This window comes from Aquimarina ulvae (assembly GCF_053613295.3).
This window is the reverse complement of sequence record NZ_JBSIBP030000003.1, coordinates 204,122-218,660: the sequence shown is the minus strand read 5'-3', so window position 1 is coordinate 218,660 and position 14,539 is coordinate 204,122. Positions and strand designations below refer to the sequence as shown.

Annotated in this window: 13 protein-coding genes; 2 read left to right on the top strand and 11 right to left on the bottom strand. The window is 35.8% G+C overall.

Annotation, left to right across the window (positions count from 1 at the left end; translation table 11 throughout):
• The 4 genes from ACWGOQ_RS07890 to ACWGOQ_RS07875 form a co-directional block, all read right to left on the bottom strand.
• Positions 1–1,191, bottom strand: coding sequence for an acyl-CoA dehydrogenase family protein (locus tag ACWGOQ_RS07890; RefSeq protein WP_458202577.1), 1,191 nt, complete (start codon positions 1,189–1,191; stop codon positions 1–3).
• Between the two features lie 91 nt (positions 1,192–1,282).
• Positions 1,283–2,059: an SDR family NAD(P)-dependent oxidoreductase gene (locus ACWGOQ_RS07885; protein ID WP_452057401.1), complete on the bottom strand. Its 777-nt coding sequence runs from the start codon at positions 2,057–2,059 to the stop codon at positions 1,283–1,285.
• 56 nt (positions 2,060–2,115) lie between these two features.
• The gene (locus ACWGOQ_RS07880) at positions 2,116–3,930 is read right to left on the bottom strand and encodes an acyl-CoA dehydrogenase family protein (protein WP_452057400.1); all 1,815 of its coding nucleotides are present in this window, start codon (positions 3,928–3,930) and stop codon (positions 2,116–2,118) included.
• Positions 3,931–4,141: 211 nt separating this feature from the next.
• The gene (locus tag ACWGOQ_RS07875; RefSeq protein ID WP_452057399.1) at positions 4,142–4,714 is read right to left on the bottom strand and encodes a Crp/Fnr family transcriptional regulator; all 573 of its coding nucleotides are present in this window, start codon (positions 4,712–4,714) and stop codon (positions 4,142–4,144) included.
• Positions 4,715–5,471: 757 nt separating this feature from the next.
• Here ACWGOQ_RS07875 and ACWGOQ_RS07870 point away from each other — a divergent pair.
• On the top strand, positions 5,472–6,782 hold the full coding sequence (locus tag ACWGOQ_RS07870) for a DEAD/DEAH box helicase (protein ID WP_452057398.1): 1,311 nt from the start codon (positions 5,472–5,474) through the stop codon (positions 6,780–6,782).
• A gap of 172 nt (positions 6,783–6,954) precedes the next feature.
• Here the strand turns inward: ACWGOQ_RS07870 and murA are convergent, their stop codons facing one another.
• The 7 genes from murA to ACWGOQ_RS07835 all read right to left on the bottom strand — a co-directional run bounded on the left by murA (position 6,955) and on the right by ACWGOQ_RS07835 (position 13,800).
• Positions 6,955–8,271 (bottom strand): UDP-N-acetylglucosamine 1-carboxyvinyltransferase, encoded by a 1,317-nt coding sequence (gene murA, locus ACWGOQ_RS07865; RefSeq protein WP_452057397.1) that lies wholly within the window; start codon positions 8,269–8,271, stop codon positions 6,955–6,957.
• Positions 8,272–8,304: 33 nt separating this feature from the next.
• Positions 8,305–8,961 carry a DUF4290 domain-containing protein gene (locus tag ACWGOQ_RS07860; RefSeq protein WP_452057945.1) on the bottom strand — a complete coding sequence of 219 codons (657 nt, stop codon included), beginning with the start codon at positions 8,959–8,961 and terminating at the stop codon, positions 8,305–8,307.
• Between the two features lie 169 nt (positions 8,962–9,130).
• Positions 9,131–9,424: a DUF493 family protein gene (locus tag ACWGOQ_RS07855; RefSeq protein WP_452057396.1), complete on the bottom strand. Its 294-nt coding sequence runs from the start codon at positions 9,422–9,424 to the stop codon at positions 9,131–9,133.
• Between the two features lie 59 nt (positions 9,425–9,483).
• Positions 9,484–10,098 (bottom strand): nucleotidyltransferase family protein, encoded by a 615-nt coding sequence (locus ACWGOQ_RS07850; RefSeq protein WP_452057395.1) that lies wholly within the window; start codon positions 10,096–10,098, stop codon positions 9,484–9,486.
• Positions 10,082–11,152, bottom strand: coding sequence for an XdhC family protein (locus tag ACWGOQ_RS07845; RefSeq protein WP_452057394.1), 1,071 nt, complete (start codon positions 11,150–11,152; stop codon positions 10,082–10,084). Before ACWGOQ_RS07845 ends, ACWGOQ_RS07850 begins: the two co-directional genes overlap by 17 nt.
• A 3-nt stretch (positions 11,153–11,155) precedes the next feature.
• Positions 11,156–13,318 (bottom strand): xanthine dehydrogenase family protein molybdopterin-binding subunit, encoded by a 2,163-nt coding sequence (locus tag ACWGOQ_RS07840; RefSeq protein WP_452057393.1) that lies wholly within the window; start codon positions 13,316–13,318, stop codon positions 11,156–11,158.
• Positions 13,319–13,338: 20 nt separating this feature from the next.
• Positions 13,339–13,800, bottom strand: coding sequence for a (2Fe-2S)-binding protein (locus ACWGOQ_RS07835; RefSeq protein WP_452057392.1), 462 nt, complete (start codon positions 13,798–13,800; stop codon positions 13,339–13,341).
• Between the two features lie 182 nt (positions 13,801–13,982).
• Here ACWGOQ_RS07835 and ACWGOQ_RS07830 point away from each other — a divergent pair, with 182 nt between their 5' ends.
• The gene (locus ACWGOQ_RS07830; protein WP_452057391.1) at positions 13,983–14,537 is read left to right on the top strand and encodes an AAA family ATPase; all 555 of its coding nucleotides are present in this window, start codon (positions 13,983–13,985) and stop codon (positions 14,535–14,537) included.
• Positions 14,538–14,539: the final 2 nt, after the last annotated feature.

Genomic DNA, 14,539 nt, shown 5'->3' with positions numbered 1-14,539 from the left:
TTATTCTGAGTATTTTTTAATTACACTTTTTCCTAACTGGTACATATGCACTTCATCCGGACCATCTGCTAAGCGTAACATTCTGGCTGCAACAAAGAAATGTGCTAATGGTGTATCGGGTCCTACTCCTTTTCCTCCATGTACTTGCATAGCTCGGTCAATTACTTTTAACGCCATGTTAGGCGCTACGATCTTGATCATTGCAATTAAGTTTTTGGACGTTTTATTCCCTAACTTATCCATTTTATCTGCTGCCGAAAGTGTCAACAATCTTGCTTGTTCAATTTCACATTGTGACTGTGCTATTTCTTGACGGATACTGCTATAATCTTTGAATGCTTTTCCGAAAGCAATACGTTCTGCGGCGCGTTTAGACATTAATTCTAAGGAACGTTGCGCCATACCAATCAAACGCATACAGTGATGGATACGTCCTGGTCCCAATCGTCCTTGTGCAATCTCGAAACCTCTACCTTCGCCTAGTATCAAATTCTCTTTCGGAACTCTTACGTTATCTAAAACGATCTCCGCATGACCTTCTGGAGAATCATAGAATCCAAATACCGATAAAGGCCTAATAATTTTTAACCCAGGTGTATTCATCGGGACCAATATCATACTTTGCTGTTGATGTCTTGGGGCATTGGGATCAGTTTTACCCATTACAATAGCGATTTTACAGTCAGGATTCATGCCACCAGAAGACCACCATTTGGTACCGTTAATAACATACTCGTCGCCATCTTTTATAATAGAAGTCTCGATATTTGTTGCATCCGAGGAAGCAACCTGAGGTTCTGTCATTAAAAAGGCAGAACGGATATTTCCATTCATTAAGGGTTCTAACCATTGTTTTTGATGTTCTTTAGAGCCATATTTGGCTAAAACTTCCATGTTTCCAGTATCAGGAGCGCTACAATTAAATATTTCTGACGACCATAAAATACACCCCATAAATTCTGCTAAAGGTGCATACTCCAGATTTGTCAATCCCGGACTTAAGTCTCCATAACCTTTTGGTAAAAACAAATTCCACAGACCAGCCTCTTTTGCTTTTTTTTTCAGGTCTTCCATTCCTGGCCAAGACTTCCATCGGTTATCGGGATTGTAGAGAAAAGTATTTACCTCTTCTTCAACTGGAAAGATATGTTCTTCAAAAAAAGCCGTAAGCTTTTGTTGGAGTTTTATCATTTTTTCTGAATAATCAAAATTCATGTGTATCTATCTTGTGATATATTGACTATACAGTCAAATAATATTTAGTTTACTATTGTATTGGTAATTACCCGGAAATCATATAACCTCCATCTGCATTGTATACGCTTCCGGTCATATAGGCACCTGCTTCTGATGCTAATAAACATACCATTCCGGCCATTTCATCAGGCATTCCCATACGGGCAGTTGGTAAAGTTTTTTCTATCTTATTCAGTAACTTTTCATTTTGCCATAGGGCTGCACTAAATTTGGTTTTAATCAATCCGGGACATAAAACATTGGCACGAATTCCATACTGACCCCATTCTTTAGCCTGATTCTTTGTAAGCATCAATAAAGCAGCTTTACTCGTACTATATAATCCTAATCCTGCACCAGGATGCAGTGCTTCTACTGAAGCAATATTAATAATACTGCCACCACCGCGTTGTTGCATAGAAGGTAAAATAAGATTAGACAATATCCATGGTGCTTTTACATTAATGTCCATGATTTTATCAAACACTTCCTCTTCTGCATCTTGGATAGGACCATACACCGGATTGATTGCAGCATTATTGACTAAAATATCTATTCCGCCATAATGTGTTATTGTTTTTTGGACAAGCTTTTGCCGTTGCTCTGTTTTGCCAATATGACAAGCAATACCTATTGCTTCTAAACCTGCATTTTTGAAATCGGTTGCCACGTTATCCACAGCTTCCTGACTTCGACTACTAATAACTACTTTGGCCCCGTGTTCCGCTAATCCTTGTGCTATTGATTTTCCGATTCCCTTGCTAGAGCCAGTAACAATGGCGACTTTTCCTTCTAAATTGAATGATTGTTTTATACTGTTCATTAGGTTGTTAATGAATTAATATTATGATGATAAAAATTAGTAAATAATTTGATAGATTAATTGAAAACTTCCTTCTCTCCAGCGATAGTTAATGCTTCCTCATCCATTAAAATCTCTGCGAGACCACTGGTTTTTGGTAATTCATATCTAAAATAGAATTTCATAGCATGAATCTTACTTTCATAGAAATCTTCAGAATAGGTCTTCTTCCCGGTGATGATCGCTTTTTTAGCATTACAAGCCATATCTAACCATATCCAGGCAATCGTAATATTGCTAAAGAATTCCATAAATGGTGTAGCATCAGACAGAAAACGTTCATAGTCTCCGTTTTTTGCAAAACCTACCAAGAAACCAATTACCTTCTGAGTTAATAATAATTTTTCACCAAGGGTATTGGCATATCCTTTTAGATCATCAAATGATGAAGCTAATCGTACCGTTTGCATTATTTCGTTATTCAGTAATTCTAGAGCTTTTCCATTTTCCATTAAAAGTTTTCTTCCTAATAAATCCTGAGATTGGATTCCTGTTGTACCTTCATATATTGGAAAAATACGAATATCCCTATGATATTGTTGTAAAATGAAGTCTGAACAAAATCCATAGCCCCCCAATACTTGTAATCCATTAGAAACCGCGTGTGCCCCCATATCAGATGGATACGTTTTAACCATGGGTATTATTAATTCCAGTAATAAGGAATACTTTTCTTTCTCGTCTTTATCTTGGAGTGTTTCTTTAAAATCATAATATTTTGAAGCTAAAAGCACTAGACTTAATGAACCTTCTGCTATTACCTTTTGTAGTAATAACATTCTTCGCACATCGGGATGATTGATAATAAGAGTTTGCCCTTGTTCAGGATCTTTTTTACCAGTACTGGCTAATTTTCTGCCTTGCGGGCGTTCTTTTGCGTATTGTAATGAAGCTTGATAAGCAGCTGTAGCAATTGCCGCTGCTCCTCTTCCTACTGCAATACGAGCACCGTTCATCATCAAAAACATATATTTTAAACCTTGATGCAGTTCTCCTACTAACCACCCTTTACAATCATCCGCATCGCCAAAACCCAAATGTGTGGTGCAATACCCTCGTTGCCCCATTTTTTGAAAATCCGCAACTGTGGTTACATCATTAGCAACCAAACCGCCATTTCCATCTGGTCGTTTTTTAGGTACAATAAATAGAGATATTCCTTTTGTTCCTGCAGGTGCTCCTTCAATACGTGCTAACACGAGATGCACAAAATTCTCTGCATATTGATGATCACCACCAGAGATAAAGATTTTCTGTCCTAAAATTTTATAAGAACCATCTTCTTGTGGTGTTGCTTTGGTTACCACATCAGATAAGGAACTACCCGCCTGTGGTTCAGTAAGACACATAGTCCCACCCCAATCTCCCGAAAGCATTTTGGGAACATATGTATCATTCAAATCTTTATTGGCAAAATGAACGATTAATTCTGCTGCGCCAAGTGTTAATCCAACATAGCCAGGTAGATGATTATTTGCTGCTTCTTGAATAAAAGCAGATGCTGTATATAGCATCATCGGCAATTGCAATCCTCCAGCTTCGTAATCAAAAGTACCAGAAATGAGTCCCATCTCGCCACCTTTTTTCATCATTACTTCTACTTGTTTATGTACAACTACCCCACCATCTTTATGATACGCAGGTTTTTCGTCCATTTCTTTGAAATATGGAAACAATTCCCGGTCAGAAAATTCTTTAACAGAATCTAAAAATAAATTTAGGGATGCCTCATCGTGATCTGCAAAACGCTCTTGCTGTAAAATCTCTTCTAGTTGATGAACATCATATAAAAGGTATTTTAGGGTATCTATATCTACATATTTTTTGGCCATTGTGAGAAGTTTTAAGAAGATGATTATTAACAATACAATAAATTTCGTGAATATTTAAGAAATTCCCATTAAACTGGTTTAATAAAAATTGATTTTTAGGATATTCTTTGGTTTTTACAGAAAAACAACTGTATAGATTATAATTTTTAAGAAGAACATCGAAACCTCCTAACTCCGCTCAAAATGACAAAGGATACAGTAATTAAATTAGCTATTGTTCACTTAATCTTTTACGGATTTTAGAAAGCCCCACTGGTGTTAATCCTAAATAGGAAGCGATAAGATATTGTGGCACCCGTTGAAAAAGGGATGGTCGTTTCTCGAGCAATTGTAGATATCGTTCCTGATTAGATAGGTTTTTGATTCGTTTGATTCGTTGAAAATTATTGATAAATGCTTTTTGCATAGACAATCTTCCAAAACGTTCTAAGGCATGTGAATGGTTAAAAGCTTTTAAAGCGTCTGTTTTTGAAATGGTATAAACTATGGTATCTTCTGTGGCTTCTAAATAAGATTCAGAAGGAATTTCCTGTATATAGGGATACAAGTCTGTGAAAAAAGAACCTTCTGTAAAAAACTCCATGACCCTAGTAACTCCTTCTTCTATAGAATAAAAGGTGACACAGCCTTGTTTCATAAAATAAAAATTCTGAAGGTACTGACCCGGTCGTACTATGAATTCTCCTTTTATAAAAGTCTCTTTCCTATAAAATTGCAATCCATACTCCATATCAGAATCACTAATAGGTGTAAAGGAGCGTATTTTTTGTTCTAAATCTTTCAAGATATTGGGCTGTATTAGCGAAAGAACAAAATATTTAGGTATTGGGCAAGCGTGATAAAAGTTATAATTCAGATTATAATATTGTTTTTGTTATTTAATCATATTTAGATAAACCAATCCGTCACATCATCTTACACCAAATATACTCTTAAGGTTTCGTGGAACAGAAGTGTATAAAAAAAGAGATTGCTTATGGGATCAATCTCTTTAAACATTCATTAACTACACTAAACAATTTATTATTTACGGATCGCATAACTGGATGCGCCGGGAAGGTCTTTTAAGAAATCTAAAACATTTTTTAAAATAAAATCGATAGAAGAATAAAACTGATTCATGACGGTGTGATGTAAGATTAAACTATAGTAAATATGCTAAGTTATTAACATATAATCAACAATTTAAGATAAGTACTATTAATAACTATACATAAAGCATCATTAACCGATTAAAAACATTAAATTTTTGCAGATTAATAACAATAAGTCTTTTTGTCCTACAAAAAATGTTAATAACCCAAACAAAATTATTAAAAACACATCCTTGATAAACAAAAATTTGTGAATAACCTTGGTTATGAACAAAATTGAGGAAGAAAAGCTCAAAAAACTGCATTATATTGTTGATTACTATAGAATAGTATCATATCGTTAGGGAATTAGGTTTCAAAACAGTACAAAAAAGTTTAAATACATTATTCCATAGTCCAATGATAAAAAGCACTGGAATATTTTTCTATTAACTGTACCTTTGTTGGATGTCAAAAACACCAAAAAACCAGCAGCTTATTTTACAAAAGCTAGGGATCGAAAAGTTAAATCCTATGCAGGAAGAAGCAAAACTAGCAATTTCTTCTAGCGATAATGTAATATTACTATCTCCAACAGGAACGGGTAAGACCCTTGCCTTTCTACTACCAATTATCGATCATTTAGATCCTGATTGTAATAACATCCAGACGTTGATTTTAGTGCCATCCAGAGAACTTGCCATACAGATCGAGCAAGTGGCTCGAGATATGGGAACCGGTTACAAAATCAACGCCGTATATGGAGGTCGATCTGGATCACAGGATAAGTTAGACCTTAGGCATCGCCCTGCAATTCTTATTGGAACTCCTGGAAGAGTTGCAGATCGTTTGCGTAGAGATAATTTTTCGGTAGATAATATTAATACGATCGTTCTTGATGAATTCGACAAATCGCTAGAGGTAGGTTTCGAAGCAGAAATGACAGCAATAATAGCTGCTTTACCAAACATCCAAAAACGAGTTTTAACCTCTGCAACTCAAGAAGTAGCTGTGCCAGAATTTGTAGGGTTACAAAACCCCGTTCAAATTGATTATCTGGATCAAAGTTCTTCGCAATTACAAATCAAAACTATTATTTCCGAAACCAAAGACAAGTTACCGACATTGGTAAAAGCATTGAGCCATATCGGTAATCAACCTGTAATTATTTTTTGCAACTATAAAGAATCGATTCAGCGAGTAAGTGACTATCTAAAAGAACATAAGATCAATCATGGTTGTTTTTATGGAGGCATGGAACAAAAAGATAGAGAACGAGCTTTGATCAAGTTCCGAAATGGAACTCATCAAATTATTATTGCCACAGATCTGGCTGCAAGAGGTATTGATGTTCCTGAAATCAAATATATTATTCACTATCATCTGCCGCTTAAAAGTCAGGAATTTACTCATAGAAATGGAAGAACCGCCAGGATGAATGCTGATGGAAATGCTTATATTTTACAATGGAAAAATGAAGAACTACCCGATTTTATTGGTATCCCTAAAATACAAGAACTAAAAGAAGCTCCTATTCCAACATCATCTGATTGGAGGACTTTATTTATTTCAGGAGGAAGAAGAGATAAAATTTCTAAAGGAGATATTGCCGGGCTTTTCTTTAAACAAGGTAAACTAAGTAAAAATGAGCTGGGGATCATCGAAATTAAACCAGACTGCGCCTTTGTAGGGGTAAAAGCAAGCAAAGCTAAAAAGGTTATCGAACAAGTCACAAATACTAAACTTAAAAAGAAAAAAGTACGAGTTTCGTTGATCTAATCAATGTTGAAATACAGCACTAATTTCTCGAACTTATAATATACCCTTCCATTTTAATGGAAACAATCTTATTCGGGATACCATCATTTATTTTAATTTCTTATTCAGAAAAAAAAGAGAAAAACTATATCCAAATAAGCTGTATTCTTTCACTTATTGCCTAGAATCAAAATTAAGCCTTTACTCGAATAATTTTTGCTCCAATGGCTCTCAAGCGTTCGTCTATATCTTCGTAACCACGATCTATTTGTTCGATATTATGTATTGTAGACGTTCCTTTAGCACTCAATGCTGCAATTAATAAAGAAATTCCTGCTCTAATATCAGGGGATACCATCGTAGTAGCTTTTAATGTGGACTGAAAATCGTGACCTATGATAGTTGCTCTATGCGGATCACATAAAATAATCTTTGCTCCCATATCAATTAACTTATCCACAAAGAACAAGCGACTCTCGAACATTTTCTGATGTACCATCACTTCTCCTCTAGCCTGTGTTGCTACAACCAATACAATACTTAATAGATCAGGTGTAAAACCTGGCCAAGGAGCATCAGAAATTGTCATAAACGACCCATCGATGTAACTTTCGATCTGGTATCCTTCGGTATGCGGAGGGATATATATATCATCTCCTTTGCGCTCTAATGTGATTCCTAATTTTCTAAAGGTATTTGGTATTACACCTAAATTTTCCCAACTCACATTTTTAATAGTAATCTCACTTTGAGTCATCGCAGCTAATCCTATCCAGGAACCAATTTCTATCATATCTGGTAATACGGAGTGCATACAACCTCCCAGATATTCTACACCTTCTATAGTCAACAAATTAGAACCAACTCCTTCTATCTTTCCACCCATAGCGTTGATCATCTTACATAACTGCTGTAAGTATGGTTCACAAGCAGCATTATAGATGGTAGTTTTTCCTTTCGCCAGCGCTGCAGCCATGACGATATTAGCAGTACCTGTCACAGAAGCCTCGTCCAGCAACATATAAGTTCCGGTTAGCCCTTCAGGTGCTTCTACTCCATAAAAGCGTTCTTCTTTATTATATCTAAATTCTGCTCCAAGGTTAATAAAACCTTCAAAATGTGTATCTAATCTACGACGTCCAATTTTATCACCTCCTGGACGTGGAATATACCCTTTACCAAATCTTCCTAGCAGAGGTCCGACGATCATTATAGATCCTCTAAGACTACTGCCTTCTTCTTTAAACTGTTCGCTTTCTAGGTACTCTAAATTAAGCTCATCACTCTTGAATGTGTATTTTCCTTTACCCAACTTTTGGATGCTAACACCGAGATTTCTAAGAATCTCTATTAATTTATTAACATCCCGAATATCAGGAATATTAGAGATTGTCACTTTTTCGGGGGTTAATAATACGGCACAAAGGATTTGTAAGGCTTCATTTTTGGCTCCCTGAGGCGTAATTTCACCTTTGAGCTGATGCCCTCCTTCTATCTGAAAAGTACTCATAAAAGTTGAATGGTTATAGGTTTTTGGTATTGGCTAATAACGTTTCTTACCGCGATTGCTTCCTCCGCCACGATAATTCTTTTTTCCGGAACCGCCCGAACGGTAATTTTTTTTCTTGCCTCTCATTAAGTCTGTAGCAGCGCTTAAATCCTCTGAACTATTTCTTAAGTCTATTTTACCATTACTTAACTCAAAAAGATGGTTGAAAATTGCCTGATCGTCTACCGTATCTTTATTCCAGTTTAAGTAACATTTTTTCATATGATTGGCAATGGTATATATCAACGCCGTTTTTAGATCACCTTCTTCCCAGCTGTTTGCTACATCAATCATCCTTTTAATATTGTTACCATAATAACGGTATTTTGGGAAGTTTTGAGGATATTCTAAGGGTTCTGGTCTTTCTTCCAGTTTTTCTTTAGTAAGGATAGGATAAGGTGCATCTACATCAAGTTTAAAATCACTTATGATAAACAACTGATCCCACAGTTTATGTTGAAAATCTGGTACATCTCTTAAATGAGGTTGCAAATTTCCCATTACAGCAATAATTGCTTTTGCTATTTTATTTCTTTCTTCTTTATCTTCAATTTCGACAGCTTGATCAATCATCTTCTGCAAATGACGACCGTATTCAGGTATAATGAGCTTATCACGCTCTGTATTGTATTCTAAATTATTAATCTCCATATAATTATTAACGTCCATAAAATATATTGTAGCATGAGCTTATCTAAAAAAGAATGGTAAGTTATGAAACAGACTTGCTAAAGTGTAGACTTTTTAGTAGCTCATTAATTATTTTGCAAAATACTAAAATAAAATTAGTATGTTTATTGAAGTGCTTAAAATATTTTGTTTATAAGGAAATAACTCCTTCAACCTTTACTGCTACTTCTTTATACTTCGTAATTACTTGGTCTGGATTTTTCATTCGTACATTTATAGATACACTAGTATACTTGCCATTTTTGGATTGTTTTTTAGTAATTACCGCTCCAAGATTGTCAAATATACCTTCAATTTGATCTACCTTATCTCTATCTGTTGGTACAATAAATTTATATAAATACGCTGTTGGCCACAATGCGGTGTCCGCTAATTGTATTTTTAATTTTTTATAAAATTCTTCAGAATTAGGAGCATCACTCATGGATCACAAATTTTGTGACAAAGATACACCTTCTTACTCATATATCAGAATTGTTTTACCTACTCTTTAACCCTTTCTAATAGCGCTTTATACTGTTCGATAGTATCAATATCATCTGTTTTCCCCTTTCCATTAATGGTACTTATATCTTTCTTGTATTTTTTGATGATCTGCCGTGCTCCATAATCATTATTAAGAACTGATAACTCATCAAAATATTGACTAGAAAAAATAGCTGGAACACCTATTCGTTCGTTGGTTATAGTAGCAACAATTCCTTCTTGACCCTTATCAAATTTCGAAATTAAACTTTTTAGATGATTCTCGTCAATCATGGGCTGATCTATTAAAGTTATCAATACTCCTTCAACGTTAACTTCATCCTGAAGAATATGTCGTAATCCGCAACTAATAGAGGTCCCCATTCCTGATTGCCAATGCTGGTTGTAAAGAATTTCTACCGGCAAATGGATTATTTCTTTTTCGATCATTTCGAAATTGGCGCCTAGCACTACAAAAGTGGTCAACTTTTTCAGTGATAATGATTTTTCTATTTCATGTAATATTAAGGAACTATTACTTTTCCACGGTAATAACTGTTTCGGACTTCCCATACGACTTGAAGATCCTGCTGCTAAGATAATATGTCCGATTTTCTTACTGATTGCTTGCAATACTATCGATTGTTTTCTTTCGCATATCCACGTGTATTCCTCCTTTTTTATCTTGTAACGGAATTGGTTTCTGGTCACGAACAACGGAAAGTATCTCGGCAATGATTGAAATAGCAATCTCCTGAGGTGTTTCTGCCCCCAGATTTAATCCTGCAGGTCCGCGGATGCAATCCATAAATTCATCCGTTACATCTGGTACATATTCTATAAAACAAGACAATAATTTCTCTCTCCTTTTTGAAGGCCCCAACAACCCAATGTATATCGGTTGTTCATCCTTAATAGCCTGCAGATATAATAAATCTTTTGCAAAATTGTGGGTCATCAGAATAATTGCAGTTTGTCTATCTACCTTATCAATTACTAGATTTTCGGGAGATTCATTGAGCACTTTGTTTGCACCGGGAAAATCAGATATCTTTTTTGGAGTCTTAGGAGAGTTGACCACTTCAACTTCCCAACCAGTTGCTCTTGCTATACTGCTTAATTGTACTGCATCGTGTTCGGATCCAATAATAACTAACCTAAAGCAAGGTTGCATACTACGGTCAAAACAATCCAAACGAACATTTTGCTTTACCATATTCATATCAAAATGATCGGAAAACTTAAATTGGTGATCGTCTTCAAACGAAACTATAGACCCCATGGGACTATCAGACTCCTCATCTTTTATAAAATAAGATACCACCTGAAAAGAAACACGGGAAATCAAATATTCTTGAATTGATGTAATTACATCCTTACTAATCGAAAAAGGTTCGATCAGTATATATAATACCCCTTCACACCCCAAACGATATCGACCGTTGTAGGTCATTACCTTAGCTTTTCCAGTTTCAAAAACTGAATGTGACTGCCTAAAAACTTCCTTTTCTACACAGCCACCGCTTACTGCACCTGTCATTTGTCCATTTTCCAAGATTAACATTCCCACTCCAGGTCTCCGGTAAGAAGAGCCGTCAATATCTACTATAGTAGCCATGACAGCACGATATCCTTTTTGACGTGCTTGTTGATATGATGCAATTATTTCTTTAAACTCATGTGTCATATACTATCCCAAAACTGCTTTATTGTCCATGTTTTTGACAAAAGGTTGTTTAGTTAACCTGATACCTTTTGCTGCTTTGATAGCATTAGCAACTGCTGCGCCAGCGGGTGGCAACGTAGGTTCTCCTAACCCTGTAGGAGCTATATCACTTTCTATGAAATGAGTTTCTACAATCGGAGTTTCATTCATACGGATCAAACGGTAGGTATCAAAATTTGTATCTTGTGGTTCACCATCTTTAAAAGAGAAATCACCATACATCGCATGACCAATTCCATCGATTACTCCTCCTTCTATTTGATTCTTTGCACCTAAAGGATTTACCACGATTCCACAATCGACTACACAAGTTACCTTTTTAACTACCGGCAGATCATTTTCTAGAACTACATCCGCTACTTCAGCAACATGAGTGTTATGACAATAATAGGAGCTAAATCCCTGAAACACTCCATCGGGTTTTTTACCCCATTCCGATTTTTCTACTGCAGTCTTGATTACTTGCTCCAATCGCTCTGGTGAATACTGTATCCTATCGTCTGTATTTCCTTTAACATTCTGTAATAAATCCAATCGAAGTTGAACATTATCAACTTTCATCACATCTGCCAACTCATCAAAAAAGCTTTGTTCTGCAAATGCTAAGAAGTTAGTATATGGTGCTCTCCAAGCACCGATCGTGATATTACTATCATACTTTGCGACATCCACCTGATAATTCTCCACAGCTCCTGCCGGAAAGAAATTAGGAATCAGCCCATACATATTAGAGTTAACGGCGGCTTCTTTAAGATGATATCCTGTTAACTTGCCATCCTTAATCGCAGCACTTATTTTATACTTGATTGCGGGTCTGTAAATTCCAGCAGACATATCGTCCTCTCTAGAGTATACCACCTTCACTGGTTTTTTTGATATGTTAGAAATCTCAGCAGCTTCTAAAGCAAAATCACCATATAATCTTCTTCCAAAACCGCCACCCATTCTTGTCATATCTACAGAAACCTCTTCTGGCTTTCTGTTTAACAATTCAGCAACTCTTCTGGCTGTTCCTGCTGGTGTTTGAATTGGCCCAACTAACCGAATCTTCTTATCTGTTACGTGAGCAAAGAAATTCATAGGTTCCATACAGTTGTGTGGAAGAAATGGAGACTCATATACTCTTTCTAACACCGTATCAGCTGCTGCAAATGCCTTTTTGACATCACCATCTGCACGCATAGTGTTGAATTCATTACCATTTAGAAGGTCAACCAATATTTTATCGTGATCTTTTGTGTTTTCAAGCGTAGTATCAATCATCCATTTTGCTTTCACCTTCTTTTTTCCCTTCATCGCAGACCAAGTATCCTTGGCTAGTACGGCAATTTTATCTCCAAATTTAAAAATATCTATTACACCTGAAACTTCATTTGCTTCGGTAGCATCAAAATCCTGTAATTTTTTACCAAAAGCAGGAGGTCTAACAACAGAAACATAAACCATACCTTCTTCCTTATAATCCAGACCAAACAAAGGTGTTCCGGTAATAATTTTATCAACATCCACATTAGGAATATCTTTCCCTATAATTTTAAAATCTTTTGGATTCTTTAAACTTACGTTTTCAGGCACCTTTAAAGAGGCTGCTTCTTTGACCACTTCTCCATATCCAAGTTCGTCACCATTTTTATTTGTGATTACTCCGTTTTCTGTATTACACGTTGAAGCATCTACACCCCATTTCGCGGCAGCGGCATTAACTAACATCTGTCTAGCAGTAGCTCCTGTTTGTCGAAGTGGTTCCCACCCGTGTCGAAGTGATTGACTTCCACCAGCAACTTGTCGTGTGAAATTTTTAGTATCTAATGCGCCCTGAACTACGTGTACATTTTTCCAAGCAACATCCAACTCTTCTGCGATGAGCATAGGCATAGAAGTTTTAACACCTTGACCAATTTCTGGGTTTGGAGAAAAAATAGTTACCATTCCGTTATCCGCAATTTTTATAAAAGCATTGAAATCATTGAAATTCAGATCGGCAATATCTATTACATCTGTAGGAGGAGCAACTTCAGGTTTACACGCCTGAAATAGGTTAAAACCAATCAATATTCCTCCACCAGCTAACGCGGATGTTCTTATAAATGACCTTCTACTTACCGAAGGAGTTGTTATACGTTTCATTATCGTGGGATTTAAATTGGTTAGCTTATTTTACTTGCAGCTTGTTGCACCGCCTTTTCGATTCTATTATAAGAAGCACATCTACAAATATTGCCACTCATAGCATTTCGAATCTCTTCTCTGTTCGGATTAGGGTTTTGTTCCAGAAAAGCTGCTGCTGTCATAATCTGACCTGCTTGGCAATATCCACATTGCGGAACATCTATTTCTTTCCAAGCTTGTTGTACCGGATGTGAAACATTTTTCGATAAACCTTCTATTGTTTTGATGTCCATTTCGGTTGCTACAGAAACTTTTAACAAACAACTTCTTGTTGCGACTCCATCTGCATGAATCGTACACGCTCCACATTGTCCGACACCACAACCAAATTTAGTTCCCACCAGATCAAAATGATCACGTAATACCCATAAAAGAGGAGTGTCTTCATCAGTTTCTACAGAGAGTGATTGACCATTTACTTGAAGATTATAAACAGGCATGAGTTTAATTTTTAGGATTTGTATTTAACTAGTTTAAATAGCATATAAATCACTATTTGGCCTCTGAAGTTACTAAAAATACCGGTTAGCAAATCTAATTTTAACAGAGCTTTATAGTATACTCACTAAAGTATTTTTAAAATCGCTTTATAATTCCGTAATTTGAAGCTAAAATTATTTCTTTGGCAACACGTAAAATAGTTATTACAGGAGGTCCCTCTACAGGAAAGACATCCATTATTAAAAGACTTGAAGAAGAAGGTTTCTTTTGTTTCCATGAATTTATAAGAAGTATCACTCAAGAAGCAAAAAGCAAAAACGCTACACCGATTGTTTCTAATCCAATAGTTTCTGTTGCTGATCCTTACGATTTTAATATACAATTGTTAAATGGCAGGATACGACAATATAAAGATCCGGTTGCTGATGATAAAGAAATTGTTTTCTATGATAGAGGAATACCAGATGTGCTTGCATATATGGATCTTTTTAATCAAAAATATGATAAAACATTTGTGCAAGCGTGTAACGACCACTCTTACAATCAAGTCTTTTTACTACCTCCTTGGAAAGAAATCTATATATCTGATGATGAACGATACGAAAGTTTTGAAGAAGCACAACTTATCTACAGCCACTTATTAGAAACCTATTCCTTGTTTGGATATAATTGTGTAGAAGTTCCTTTTGGAAATGTAAAAGAACGTAGTACCTTTATATTACAACATGTAATATAGTA